The organism is uncultured Pontibacter sp., assembly GCF_947502515.1.
Lineage (GTDB): Bacteria > Bacteroidota > Bacteroidia > Cytophagales > Hymenobacteraceae > Pontibacter.
In genome coordinates this window covers 293,744-307,429 of the sequence record NZ_CANNAI010000002.1, presented here as the reverse complement: position 1 = coordinate 307,429, position 13,686 = coordinate 293,744, and the positions used below count along the sequence as shown (strand labels likewise).

General features: G+C 48.6%; 12 protein-coding genes. 2 read left to right on the top strand and 10 right to left on the bottom strand.

The genetic code is table 11. The annotated features are described in order from the left end of the window. Positions 1–179 precede the first annotated feature (179 nt). A complete protein-coding gene (locus tag Q1A54_RS06030; RefSeq protein WP_299985867.1) occupies positions 180–2,228 on the top strand; it encodes a S9 family peptidase in 2,049 nt (682 codons plus the stop codon). Between the two features lie 232 nt (positions 2,229–2,460). On the opposite strand, the gene Q1A54_RS06025 is transcribed toward Q1A54_RS06030, so the two are convergent. The 9 genes from Q1A54_RS06025 to Q1A54_RS05985 all read right to left on the bottom strand — a co-directional run bounded on the left by Q1A54_RS06025 (position 2,461) and on the right by Q1A54_RS05985 (position 11,483). Beyond that, complete coding sequence (locus Q1A54_RS06025; protein WP_299985865.1) at positions 2,461–3,207, bottom strand: hypothetical protein; 747 nt, start codon at positions 3,205–3,207, stop codon at positions 2,461–2,463. Positions 3,208–3,723: 516 nt separating this feature from the next. Then, positions 3,724–4,734 carry a 3-deoxy-7-phosphoheptulonate synthase gene (aroF, locus tag Q1A54_RS06020; RefSeq protein ID WP_299985864.1) on the bottom strand — a complete coding sequence of 337 codons (1,011 nt, stop codon included), beginning with the start codon at positions 4,732–4,734 and terminating at the stop codon, positions 3,724–3,726. After that, a complete protein-coding gene (gene trpA, locus Q1A54_RS06015; protein ID WP_299985862.1) occupies positions 4,731–5,519 on the bottom strand; it encodes a tryptophan synthase subunit alpha in 789 nt (262 codons plus the stop codon). The genes aroF and trpA overlap by 4 nt, the downstream gene beginning before the upstream one ends. Further along, positions 5,509–6,699 carry a tryptophan synthase subunit beta gene (gene trpB / locus Q1A54_RS06010; protein WP_299985860.1) on the bottom strand — a complete coding sequence of 397 codons (1,191 nt, stop codon included), beginning with the start codon at positions 6,697–6,699 and terminating at the stop codon, positions 5,509–5,511. Before trpB ends, trpA begins: the two co-directional genes overlap by 11 nt. A 164-nt stretch (positions 6,700–6,863) precedes the next feature. Continuing rightward, positions 6,864–7,505, bottom strand: coding sequence for a phosphoribosylanthranilate isomerase (locus tag Q1A54_RS06005; RefSeq protein WP_299985858.1), 642 nt, complete (start codon positions 7,503–7,505; stop codon positions 6,864–6,866). Between the two features lie 39 nt (positions 7,506–7,544). Continuing rightward, positions 7,545–8,369, bottom strand: coding sequence for an indole-3-glycerol phosphate synthase TrpC (gene trpC, locus Q1A54_RS06000; protein WP_299985855.1), 825 nt, complete (start codon positions 8,367–8,369; stop codon positions 7,545–7,547). A gap of 44 nt (positions 8,370–8,413) precedes the next feature. Further along, positions 8,414–9,424, bottom strand: coding sequence for an anthranilate phosphoribosyltransferase (gene trpD / locus Q1A54_RS05995; RefSeq protein WP_299985853.1), 1,011 nt, complete (start codon positions 9,422–9,424; stop codon positions 8,414–8,416). 84 nt (positions 9,425–9,508) lie between these two features. Beyond that, on the bottom strand, positions 9,509–10,072 hold the full coding sequence (locus Q1A54_RS05990; RefSeq protein WP_299985851.1) for an aminodeoxychorismate/anthranilate synthase component II: 564 nt from the start codon (positions 10,070–10,072) through the stop codon (positions 9,509–9,511). 1 nt (position 10,073) lies between these two features. Further along, entirely contained in the window at positions 10,074–11,483 is a 1,410-nt protein-coding gene (locus tag Q1A54_RS05985; protein WP_299985849.1) for an anthranilate synthase component I family protein, read from the bottom strand. A 573-nt stretch (positions 11,484–12,056) separates the two neighbouring features. Between Q1A54_RS05985 and Q1A54_RS05980 the strand changes: the two genes are divergently transcribed. Then, complete coding sequence (locus Q1A54_RS05980; RefSeq protein WP_196114761.1) at positions 12,057–12,464, top strand: hypothetical protein; 408 nt, start codon at positions 12,057–12,059, stop codon at positions 12,462–12,464. Positions 12,465–12,550: 86 nt separating this feature from the next. Here Q1A54_RS05980 and hisB read toward each other — a convergent pair whose 3' ends face one another. After that, the gene (gene hisB, locus Q1A54_RS05975) at positions 12,551–13,645 is read right to left on the bottom strand and encodes a bifunctional histidinol-phosphatase/imidazoleglycerol-phosphate dehydratase HisB (protein WP_299985847.1); all 1,095 of its coding nucleotides are present in this window, start codon (positions 13,643–13,645) and stop codon (positions 12,551–12,553) included. Between the last annotated feature and the right edge of the window lie 41 nt (positions 13,646–13,686).

Genomic DNA, 13,686 nt, shown 5'->3' with positions numbered 1-13,686 from the left:
AGGCTAGCGGCTCCGAAACTTTTGTTTCGTGCATGATGATGATGCAGATGTGCCATTGTGCCTTTCATTGTGACAAATATAGGTTGTGGCTGGCGTAATACCATAACTATACCTGATTCTTTTTCACACACTATACGATTGTCATTTCAGAATGTCGGGTTTTCGGTTATTTTTGGAGCATGAAAAAGATAATGATACTGGCTGGTGTGTTTGCTGCAACGATGGTGCAGGCACAACAGCGTATGACCCCGGAAATACTCTGGCAACTGGGCCGTGTTTCTGCCGAAACCATTACTCCTGACGGTAAATCGGTGATCTACGGCGTGAGCTATCCCAATGTACAGGAAAACAACAGCGAGCGCAACCTGTATGCTATACCTGTAAGCGGCGGCCAGGCAACGCAGCTCACCTCTACCAAAGGCGGCGAAAGCGTGGTACACATCGACAAGGCCACAGGCAACATAGTATACCTGCACAAAGGTCAGCTGTGGCAGCTAAACGGCGGCAAAGGTGAGCCCAAGCAACTAACCAACGTGGAAGGCGGACTGAGTAACGTGCGCTTCTCTCCGGACGGAAAACATCTTTTATTCTCTCGCGAAGTAGAAGTGAAAAAGATGCACAGCACCGACATATACCCGGAGCTAAAAAAGTCCAATGCTTACGTGTATAATGATCTGAATTATCGTCACTGGGATGCGTGGGAAGACGGCAAGTTCCAGCACATTTTCTACGCCAGCTACAACAACGGTCAGGTAGGCAATCCGGTTGACCTGATGAAAGGTGAGCCATTTGATGCGCCGCAAAAGCCTTTCGGTGGCAAGGAAGACATGATCTGGAGTCCAGACAGCAAGGCGATCCTGTATGTGAGCAAGAAAAAGTTCGGCAAGGATTACGCCGTGAGCACCAACACCGATATCTATCGCTACGACATCGCCAGCGGCAAAACCACCAACCTCACCGAAGGCAATCTAGGTTACGATACCCATCCGATCTACAGCGCCGATGGCTCTAAACTGGCTTGGCTGGCAATGGACGAAGACGGTAACGAAGCCGACCAGAACGAACTGATCGTGATGGACACCAAGTCTGGCATAAAGCACAATCTGACCAAAGACTGGGACGAGACCATCAACGGATTTGAGTGGAGCAACGACGGCAGCAAAATCTGGTTCGTGGCCCCAACCAAAGGCACGATTCAGGTATACGAAATTGCGCTTCCGAAAAGTCTCGACAAGTTCACAGCCAAAGGAATACGCCAGGTTACCAAAGGACAGTTCGATGTGAACGGCATTGTGGGACAAGCCGGCAATAACCTGATCGTGACGCGAAACGACATGAACCGCGCCCCGGAGCTTTACCGTTTGGATACCAAATCGGGCAAGCTTACGCAACTCACCACGGTAAATGACGAAATATACGGCACATTGGCGAAGAGCAAAGTGGAGCCGCGTGTGACCAAAGCCAGTGATGGTAAGGACCTGTTCTCGTGGGTGGTATACCCGCAGGACTTCGACCCGAACAAAAAATACCCGACACTACTTTACTGCCAGGGCGGTCCGCAATCGGCCCTTACGCAGTTCTACTCTTACCGCTGGAACCTACAGCTGATCGCAGCACAGGGTTACATCGTAGTGGCACCGAACCGCCGCGGTATGCCAGGACATGGAGAAGAATGGAACCGTCAGATCAGCGGTGACTGGGGTGGTCAGCCTATCCGCGACTACCTGTCTGCCATCGACGATGTAGCCAAGGAGGCTTATGTAGACAAAGACCGACTGGGAGCGATTGGAGCGAGCTATGGAGGCTACTCTGTGTTTATGCTGGCTGGTTTACATGAAGGACGCTTCAAGACTTTCATCGCGCATGATGGTCTGTTTGATATGCGCAGCTGGTATGGCACCACCGAAGAAATGTTCTTTGCCAACAACGAATTGAAGGGTCCTTATTGGGATACGAAGTCACCTCAGAGCTATAAGGAGTACAACCCGATCGAGCTTTTTAATAAGTGGGACACGCCGATCCTGATCGTGCAGGGCGGGCAGGACTTCCGGGTAGGTATAGAGCAAGGCTTACAAGCTTTCCAACTAGCCCAGCTCAAAGGCATCAAGAGCCGCTTGCTATACCTGCCGGATGAAAACCACTGGGTACTGCAGCCGCAGAACGCCATGGTATGGCAGCACGAGTTCTTCAAGTGGTTAGATGAAACGCTAGACAAAAAAGCAAATTAAAACAGAAAGCCCGGTACCGTTCAGTACCGGGCTTTTTTATACACATTGATTTAGCTTGAAAACCGAAGTCTTATATTAATTAAGAAGATTGTCATTTCATTCAATTGTTCCTTGCCTTAAGTTCTTTTAAAGGTATGTAAAGGGTGTTTCACTAATCAAATTTTGGAAAAAGCTTTCGGCTGGCAAATGAAGTAAATTAAGCTTAATATCATTTCTATTTCGACGCAGCCCACTAGTTCAGGTTCAAGCCAAAAGCCAAACCTAACCACGGCTTGCGCTGATAAATCCAGTCGTGGCGATACTTATCGAGGAGATGATCGAAGCCCAGCGCCAGACCGAAGGTGAAATTGTTGATGCCGACAATGCCCGCCACCCCATTCAGCAACACAACGCCTTCATATTCATACCCTACCTGGCCGCCTGTTACGGCTTCGTTTACAGTGGTAGCGCCTATACCTGAAAACAGCCCGACACTATAACCGAAGTGGTTTAAAAACCGACGATGGTTACCAACTGGCGTCGCTTTGTAATTGATACGAAAAACATCCCGTCGTGCCCCTATAAACAGAGCACCTTGAAAAGTAGTGTTGAGTTGGTTGGGTGTACCTGCCGTTCCGGGACGGTATTTAAACGGAATGGTGAGTACATCCAGATCAAAGGAGGGCTTTGAGAAGGTATAGGTATGGCCTGGCGCCGCATCTAATTCCTCAGGTATAGCAAGAGTAATTTTGGTAGTCGTGTCAAGCTGTACCGCCTGTCCTCTTCTGTAATCTTGCGAGGGATATAGTCTGAGTGATTCTTCTCCCATATCCACGTATACCTTGGCCGCCGGTTCTCTTGAAATTTTGGCCTTGTAGATCCCTTCCGAAAATGAATACTTAGAGGATTCCTGAAGTGACGTGCAGCTGGTGAAAAACAGCGTAGCTGAAAGCACTGGGAATAAGATTTTAGATATTATCGGTAGGTATAGTTTCTGCATAAGCGGTTGTTGTATGCTTTAGTACGCAAAATGCGGAGTTGGTTATAGCTTGAAGTGCAAAAGCCTGACGCTGCCGCATCAGGCTTTTACAGCTTTAATATTGAAAAAAATAGTAATTCTTATTGATTCTGGTGATAGCGCCATTTCGGTTGATTTAAGAACCACAGCGCACAAACTGTCATCTCGAACAAAGTGAGAGATCTGCTTATTTCAGAGTTTTTTCAATACTTCAGATTTCTCCCAAATAGAGGGCCCCTACCCGCTACTGTTCGAAACCTGCAAAACAGCAGCCTTTTACACCCCTATAGTCCCCTCGAGAGGACAGCTTCGATTCCTGTATTCAGCCTTAATAGCCAGAAATAATTCTTTCACATGTTCCGAACAATAGTGGCCCCCTACCCCCAGTCGAAATGACAAAAGCCTAAATGAACCCAATTCCCTCGAAATCCTGTCAATCCTATAATCCTGAAAATCCTTGGGGAAGGGGCCCTATATGAAGATCCAGAAAGCTATACCTTAAAAGCTCTCCCGCAACGCAAAAGCCTGTCGCATACGCTTGATCAGACGCTCAGATTCCTGAAAGTTAACGGTCTGTTGTCCGTCAGAGAAGGCTTCTTCCGGCTTCTGGTGCGTTTCGTAGATCACGCCATCTGCACCGGCCATCACGGCTGCCAGCGACATAGGCTCTACATAGTCGCGCAAGCCGATGCCATGTGATGGGTCCACGATAACTGGCAGGTGGGTCTTGGCTTTGAGCACGGGCACAGCGTTCAGGTCGAGCACGTTACGATAGGCGTTTTCGTAGGATCGAATACCGCGTTCGCAGAGCATGATCTTTTCGTTTCCGTTCGAGAAAATGTATTCAGCAGCCTGCAGCAATTCCTCTATCGTTCCAGAAATGCCGCGCTTCAGCAGTACCGGCTTTTGGGCTTCACCCAGCGCATCCAGCAAATTAAAGTTCTGGCTGTTGCGGGCGCCTACCTGAAACACATCCACAAATTCCACCATGTCTTCGATCTGGGATACCTGCATGACCTCGGTAATGATCTTGATACCATTTTCGCTGCACAGCTGATGAAACATGCGCAGACCTTCCAGTCCCATACCCCGAAAGGCATAAGGCGAACTCCGTGGCTTGAACACGCCACCGCGCATGATCTTTACATCGTTGGCTTGCAAGTGCTCCACGACCAGCTCGATCTGCCGTTCGCTCTCGATAGAGCAAGGTCCTGCCATGATGCTGAAGTTACCCTCTCCTATCACCACGTCATCCCCTAAATCGATCAGCGTCGGATTTACGCGCCACTTGCGGGAGATCAGCTTGTACTCGTCTGACACGCGGTGAATATCTGCCATACCCGGCAACTGTCCCAGCGTACGGATATCAAAGTCCTTCTTGCCGATACCGACAATGTAGTGTGCCTCCTGCGTTTTTACTTCGTTGGCTTTGAAACCGACTTGCTTCACCTCCTTCAGTATTGCCTCCTTCAGTTCAGTAGGTATACCTTGTTGCAATTGTATGATCATGCTGTTTCTTTCTGTCTGATGCTTTGAATAAATGTACTGATGTTCACTTTAAGGCTGCCCTCTTTACTTAAAGCCTTTATAAAGGCACTGCCGATAATAGCGCCACTGGCGTGATTGCAGGCTTGCGTGAAAGTTTCATTATTATGTATGCCGAAACCGATGACACCGGGGTTGCGCAAGCCTAGACCGTTCACCCGATCAAAATAAGCGGTGTTCACTACCGACTGGCCCGTCGTGCTGCCCGTCACCGAAGCCGATGATACCATATAAATAAAGCCATTGGTATGGGTGTCAATCTCCCGGATGCGTTGTTCCGGTGTCTGGGGCGTGATCAGGAATATATTACTAAGACCGTACTGCTCGAACATTGCTTTATACTCCCGCACATAATCCGACAAAGGCAGGTCTGGCAGGATAAGGCCGTCTATACCTAGTTCACTGGCTTTTTGCAGAAAGCGCTCCACGCCGTATTGCATCACCGGATTGAGGTAGCCCATCAGCACCAAGGGAATCTGGGTATGCTGTCGAATATCTTTCAACTGCTCAAACAGTTTCGGAATGGTCATGCCGTTGCGTATCGCGGCTTCGCTGCTCTGCTGGATGGTCGGACCGTCTGCCAACGGATCCGAGAAGGGCATGCCTATTTCGATCAGGTCTACCCCGTTTTTCTCCAGTTCCAGTATGATCGGCACCGTGTCCTCTAAATTAGGGAAGCCGGCAGTGAAGTAAACCGAGAGCAAACCCTTAGGCTTTTGGGCGAATAGTTGTTTTATTCTATTTGTCATGGAAGTCGAATCTGTCTAAGTAAGTTGCCAAATCTTTGTCACCGCGGCCTGAAAGGTTAATAACCACCACCTCTTCCGGCTTTGCGCCCAATCTGCCGATCGCGGCCAAGGCATGTGCTGTTTCCAGCGCAGGTATAATCCCCTCAAGTCGGGTCAGCTCCAGCACAGCTTGCAAGGCTTCTTCGTCGGTAATGCTTTCGAAGATCGCACGGCCGGACTGGTGCAGGTGCGCATGCAAAGGCCCCACTCCCGGATAGTCCAGTCCTGCTGAAATAGAATAGGGCTCAGTCACCTGTCCGTCTTCGGTCTGCATTAACAGCGTGCGGCTGCCGTGGATGATGCCCTCTTTGCCCAACACCGAAGTTGCGGCGGATTCACCAGAATCTATACCTAATCCGGCAGCCTCCACGGCTACCAACTTCACTTCCGGCGTATCGAGATAGTGGTAAAAAGCACCTGCCGCATTGCTGCCACCTCCCACACAGGCCACGACAAAATCCGGGTTCTCGCTACCAGTTTTCTCCAGCAACTGCGCTTTCATTTCTTCTGAGATCACCGCCTGAAAACGGGCCACCATATCCGGATATGGGTGCGGCCCTACCACCGAACCAATGATATAATAAGTGTCTTCCGGATTGTTGATCCAGTCGCGGATGGCTTCGTTAGTCGCATCTTTCAGGGTGCGGCTGCCGCTGGTGGCAGGCGCTACGGTAGCACCTAACATCTTCATGCGGGCGACATTAGGGGCCTGTCTATCAATATCTACTTCACCCATGTACACGATACACTCGAGGTTCATCAGTGCGCAAACGGTAGCCGTGGCTACGCCATGCTGACCGGCACCTGTTTCCGCAATGATGCGGGTCTTACCTAGTCGCTTAGCTAGCAAAATCTGCCCGATGGTGTTGTTGATCTTGTGCGCGCCGGTATGGTTCAGGTCCTCGCGTTTGAGGTAGATATTGGTTTTATATTTTTCGGATAGGCGCTTGGCAAAGTATAGGGGCGTCGGGCGACCCACATAATCGCGGAGCAAACTCTGCATTTCCTCCTGAAAATCCGGCTCTGCCATGATCTTCAAATAGTTCTCCCGCAACTCCTCCACATTCGGGTATAGCATTTCAGGAACATAGGCCCCGCCGAACTTGCCGTAAAATCCGTTATCGTCTACTGAGTATTTCATGTAATATTTTTAACTTTTGTTAATCTCTGGCGCGAGCGTCCTCGCTCGTGACTTGCTATAGTGGGGCCTCCGGCCCCTATTATTATGCTGATAAAACTCACAACTGGGCCAGAGGCCCCTCTATATTAAACACGAGCGAGGACGCTCGCGCTATAGAAAAACTGTTAACTGTTAACTCTTAATTTACTGACCAACTCCTTAACCTTCTCCATATCCTTCAACCCCGGCTCCAACTCAAAACCACTGTTCACGTCGATCGCAAAGGGTTTAGGACGAAGCTTTTCAAATTCCTTGCTCTGCAGGTTTTCCAGATTCAGGCCGCCGCTCAGGAAATAAGGTATAGGTGAATAGTAGCCTTTCAGCATTTCCCAGTCGAAGACAGTCCCGTTGCCACCGTAATTGTTGCCGCGGGTGTCAAACAGAAAGAATTCGCAGTAGCGCTCGTATAACAAGGTGTTTTCGAAAGAAAAACGATCGTCAACCGAAAAGGCCTTGATCAGGCGTATACCTGCTTCCTGCAGCTCCCGGCACTGCCCCGGCGTTTCACGACCATGCAACTGCACCAGATCCAAGCCATACTTCTCTACTGTGGTCAGTATAACCTCTGTGGCTTCATTCACAAAAACACCCACTTTCTGTATACCTGCCGGCAGTTCAGCAAATAGCTCCGGTGTAATGTAGCCTTCGCAGTAGCGCTTAGAGCCTTCATAAAAAATAAAGCCCATGTAGTCGGGTTGAAGCGCAGCCACTTGCCGGATGTTTTCCGGTTCACGCATACCACATACTTTGATTTTCAGGTCTTTCATCTCTTCGTCATGCTTTAATAAAAAGCTTGTCATCTGCCCTTAAGCCTGTGACTGAGCTGGTATAAGGTCTTGCTGCAAGTGACGCAGCTCACGTATAAACTCAGCGGCGGCACGTTCCGGTCGGCCGTCTGTCATAAAGGTCTCCCCGATCAGAAAACCATTATAACCTGCCTGTTGCAACTCAACCAAGGTTTTAGGCGACTTCATTCCGCTTTCTGACACTTTGGTCATACCTGCCGGAATGTGCTGCGCCAACTCCAATGACAAAGCAACATCCGTTTGGAAAGTCTGGAGATTGCGGTTGTTCACGCCGACAATCGTTACATCCTCACAAAGGGTAGCTTCCAATTCATTCTGGTTATGTACTTCCAACAATACTTCGAGTCCAAAAGATCGGGCGAAGGCGGCTAGCTGTTTCAGCCTATTAGGCTCCAAAGCGGCGGCGATCAGCAAAATGGCATCAGCCCCGATCGACTTGGCTTCCACGATCTGGTACTCGTCCACTGTAAAGTCTTTCCTTAGGATCGGGCAGTAATTATACTTGCGGGCAACCATCAGGTCTTCGTTTTTGCCTCCGAAATAGTGCGAGTCCGTTAGTATCGATAAGGCCGAAGCACCCGCCTGCATATAGCCAATGGAAGTGCGCTCCACCGAAACATAAGGATTAATGTCGCCTTTGGAAGGTGATTTGCGCTTGATCTCGGCAATGATCCCACTCTTGTCAGGACGCAGTAAGTAGCGTTCCAGCGAAAGACAAGGTGTCTCGAAGTACAGGCTTTTCTCCAGCAATTTTACCGGGTAGAGCGCCTTGCGTTCTTCTACTTCCTTGTATTTATGGGCGATGATCTGGTCGAGTATGTTCATGTTTTTAGATTTGTAAATTTGAAGATTTTAAAATTTGAAAATGATTAGGCTGTAACCAGCTTGTTGTCATTTATCAACTTGTTAAATAAGGCATAAGCCTTGCCCGATTGAAGTGTTTCTTTAGCTAAAGCCACGGCATCAGGTATAGAGGATTGAGGACGGGCGCAGTTGATAGCCATACCGGCATTGGCAGCCACTACATCGGTTTGGGCAGCTGTGCCTTCGCCTTTTAGTACCTTCAGGAAAATCTCAGCGGACTCGGCTATACCTTCCCCGCCTTTGATCTGGCTGTGCTCCAGACGAACAAGGCCCAGATCCGAGGCATCGAGTAATTGCTCTTTGCTGTCGGCGATTACTTTAAATGGACTGGTCAGGGAGATCTCGTCATAACCGTCCAAAGTATGGAGGATGCTATATCGGATGTCTGGTTGCTGTTGGTAGAGGTAACCGTACATGCGGGCCAATTCCAGACTGAATACACCCACCAGCTGTTGTTTGGGGAAAGCCGGATTCACCATCGGGCCGAGCATGTTGAAGAATGTTTTCACCCCTAGGTCCTTGCGAATCGGTCCGACACTCTTCATAGCCGGGTGGAAAAGTGGGGCATGCAGAAAGCATATGTTATACTCTGCGATGCTGCGCTCTAGTTTGTCTTTATCAGTGGTGAACTGTATACCCAATGCCTCCAAGACATTAGAAGAGCCGCAGGAAGAAGACACGCCATAGTTACCGTGCTTGGCCACGGCAATTCTATTGGCCGCTACTACAAAAGAAGATAGCGTGGAAATGTTGAAGGTATCCTTTCCGTCGCCGCCCGTGCCACAAAGGTCTATCGGGTCGTATGCGTCCAGTTCTACGCGGTGGCAAAGCTCCAGCAAGGCATTGCGAAAACCCTCCAATTCCTCCACGGTGATGCTGCGCATCATGTAGACCGTCAGGAAGCTGGAGATCTGGCTTTGGTTATACCTGCCAGCGGCAATATTTTTCAGCACCTCCCTCGCTTGCTCCCGGCTCAGCGTTTTATGTTCAAATAAGTGATTTAGTATTTCTTTCATGGTTGCTATTTTTTTGTCTTCTCGGGCACAGCGAGAAATCAGCTGCATTTTAAAATCAGATCTCTTCTTTCGTCGAGATGACAGTTAGTGTGTTAACCAGTTTTTGATCAACTCCCGCCCATGCTCCGTTAGAACGGACTCTGGATGGAACTGCACGCCGCGTACATCATAGTCCCGGTGGCGCAGCGCCATGATATGACCGGTTTCATCCACTGCCGTTGGTACCAGACAGTCAGGTAAAGTTTGCTCGACAAGCCAAGAATGATAGCGGCCCGTGTTGAATTTTTGCGGCAGGTTCCGGAAGAGCTGTTCTTCCTCACAAACAACCGCGATCGGGGTAGCAATACCATGCCATACCTCATTGCTGTTAAACAACTTGCCTCCGTATACCTCACCTATTGCCTGATGTCCCAGACAGACCCCGAAAAGACTTTTGCTTGGGCCGAATTCACGAATGATTTCCTTCAGCATACCAGCCTCGTCAGGTATACCAGGCCCAGGAGAAAGCATGATCTTGTCAAACTGAGCTACTTCCTCCAGGCATGTTTTATCGTTTCGCCGCACGGTTACCTTTGCCCCCAGTTCCTGCAGCAAATGCACGAGGTTGTAGGTGAATGAGTCGTAATTGTCAATTACCAGAACTTCCATATTAGTTGATCTCCTGTGCTAAGGTGAGGGCTTTGCGCAAAGCCATAAGTTTGTTGTCCACTTCCTGCAGTTCACTGTTATCGTCAGAGGCAGCTACAATGCCGGCTCCAGCCTGGTAGAAGAGTTTGTAATCCTTGCTCAAGAAAGAGCGGATCATGATGGCGCTATTGAAGTTGCCGTTGAAGTCCATGAAGCCGATGCAGCCGCCGTAAAAAGAGCGGTTGGTTGTTTCGTATTGATCGATCAGCTGCATGGCCTTGTACTTGGGAGCGCCTGAAAGCGTACCGGCCGGGAACGTGCTGGCCACCATTTGCAGGGAGCTTTCCTGATCATGCAGCTGTCCTGAAACTTTGGACACTAAGTGAATGACGTGCGAGTAAAACTGTATCTCCCGGAAAGTCTCTACCTCTACACTATGACCATTGCGGCTCAGGTCGTTGCGGGCAAGATCCACCAGCATCACGTGCTCGGCGTTCTCTTTCGGGTCAGCCAGTAATTTTTCAGCCAGAGCGGCATCGGCGGCATCATCACCGGTTCTGCGGAAAGTGCCCGCTATCGGAAAAATGCTGGCTTTGCCGTCTTTGATCACTAATTGCGCCTCCGGAGAGGAACCGAAGATCTTGAAGCTTCCATAGTCGAAGTAGAACAGGTAAGGCGATGGGTTAATAGAACGCAGTGCCCGGTACACGTTAAAGTCGTCTCCCTGAAAGGCCTGTTCAAAGCGGCGGGAAAGCACCAGCTGAAACACATCGCCCCGGAAACAGTGCTCCTTCGCCCGCTTGATATTCTGCAGGAAAGCCTTACGTCCAATATTACAAGCCTCCTCGCCTATTGACTTAAAGGTATAGCTCGGTATGTTGCGACTATTGAGCAAAGCTTCGAGTTGCGCTATACCGCTCTCGTCTTTCTCTCCATAAGAATGCGAGAAAATATAAGCTTCGTTGGTGAAGTGGTTGATCGCAATAATGTAGCGATACACCGCGTAGTAAAGGTCCGGCATCTGTTGACGGTCAGCACGCAGATTCAGGTCAATGTCCTCAAAATAGCGCACCGCATCATAGTTCATGTAGCCAAACAAACCATTGCTGATAAAGTTGAAGCTATTTTGCTCCAACTCAAATCTGCTGGCAAACTCCGAAAGCCTTGCAGGTACATTTAGGTCTTTGGTGATGGCAGTCTGTAGTTTGTAGCCATCCGGGAAACTCTCCGTCAGCATTTCATTTTCAGCCTTGATACTCGCCATCGGGCTACAACAGATATAGGAGAAGCTGTTCTCTGCGCCATGATAGTCAGAGCTTTCCAATAAAATGCTGTTAGGAAAACGGTCGCGCAGCTTCAGGTATACACTTACTGGCGTGAGCGTATCGGCCAGCAGGCGCTTATGTGTGGTCGTGATTTTATATTTCTTCATCGATTCGGAGAGTGTTAAAAACAAAAAAAGCCTGCTGTTCAGGTGAACAGCAGGCTTTTATACCTTTGGCTATAGATTGTATTAGCTTCTAATATACAACATAGCGGGTCTGTTCACGATACCTTGCGTAACGTGCCACCACCATGCAGTATGAAGAAGATTTTGGATCATGTTCTCTTTAAAAGGGGTCAAAACAGCTCAACCCACTGCTGCAAAGGTAAAGGCTAAACTGAGGAATGCAAATTCTTTTGAAATAAATTTTAAATAATTGATAAGGGATTCATGCCTTCGTTTTCATAACAAAAGCTGTGTGTTGCCAGTATAAAATCAAAGCGACTGACTTTGGGATAAGAGTTTCCATAATTGGGAATTTGGTCGGAATTCACAGGAATGTTCTCTTTTACTTACCTGTTGTTTACCAAGCATTTAAGACATATTACAAGACCAGCAGTGATTAGGTCTGATTTTTGAGAAGTCTTTATCTCGCCAGCATTTATTTACCTGGTCCCACTGGTTTGCGACATAATCAGTGTGAACAAGATCGGTAAAGCTGAATGTACTTGAAATAGCTGTATGAAACTGGTTAGAAACGAAATTTTACATAGGCAAAGCAATATTCTGATAGAATTCAATCACGCAGAGGGTTGGCTCTATGTGAATTGGCGTGGGTACCAGAACTATGACACGGTGGTGGAGGGTTGTGAGAAAATTCTCGAGTTTCTGCTGGAAACCAACTGTACGAAGGTGCTGAATGACAACACAAACGTGGAAGGAATCTGGTCTGGCGCATCTAAATGGGTGGGCCAGGATTGGCTTCCAAGGATGCAGGCTGCCGGACTGGAATGCTTTGCCTGGGTATATTCCCCTAGCGCCTTTAGTAGACTATCAGCCGATAAGTCCCTGCAGCATACACAAGACCAGAGCTTTATTAAGACATTTGATGATATAGAGGCAGCCAGCGACTGGTTGCGCGCCTGCTGAACAACAACCAACCGCTTAATCAACCAGATAAAAAGGCTGACTGTTTTATTACAGTCAGCCCTTTTTGTTAAAGCAAATGCTCTTCCCTATAGCGTTCCCTTTGTACTAGGTATAGAGTTATCTTTCGGATTGCGTTTCACTGCCATCTGAATCGCTTTGGCAAATGCCTTGAAGATTGCTTCGATCTTATGGTGTTCGTTCTGCCCCTCCGCTTTTACATTGAGGTTGCATTTAGATGTGTCGCTGAATGACTTGAAGAAATGAAAGAACATTTCAGTCGGCATATCCCCTACTTTTTCACGCTTGAATTCAGCTTCCCAAACCGTCCAGGGCCTGCCGCTAAAGTCAATGGCTACCTGTGCCAGCACATCATCCATCGGAAGCAGGAAACCATAGCGGCTGATGCCTTTCTTGTTACCTAGTGCTGCCAGAAAAGCTTCTCCCAACGCCAATCCAGTATCTTCAATGGTGTGGTGCTCGTCAATGTGCAGGTCTCCATTAACCTGTATGTTCAGATCCAGTTTCCCATGCTTGGCCAGCTGCTCCAGCATGTGATCAAAAAAACCAAGGCCAGTATGGATGTTCATCTGTCCCGTACCATCCAGGTTGAGATCAATGGCAATGTCGGTCTCGTTTGTCTGGCGTCTGATTGTAGCGCGTCTGGCTGGCAGTTTCAGGAAGGTATAGATTTTATCCCAGTCATTCGTGCTCAGGGCTGCGTCTTCTACCTGGTTCTCCCCGATGAAAATGGCCTGAGCGCCTAAGTTCTTGGCAAGTTGGACGTCCGTCAGCCTGTCGCCTATTACATAAGAGTTTTCCAGGTCATACTCACCGGACAGGTATTTTTTCATCATGCCTATACCTGGTTTGCGGGTCTCCAGGCCTTCATGTTCAAAGCTCCGGTCGATCAGGATATCATCAAATATGATTCCCTCGCTCTTCAGTATATCGAGCATCTTATTCTGGTAGGGCCAGAAAGTGTCCTCCGGATAGGTGTCGGTGCCAAGACCGTCCTGATTGGTAACCATTACCAGTTCGTAATCCAGCTCAGAATAGATCTTGTATAGATTGCGAATCACCTTTGGCAGAAACTCGAACTTCTCGAAAGAATCTACCTGAAAATCCGTTTTAGGCTCGATCAAAATAGTGCCGTCACGGTCTATAAACAATGCTTTTTTCATTTTCAATAATGTATCTCGTAGCGTGTATCAGGCAAGGTGTT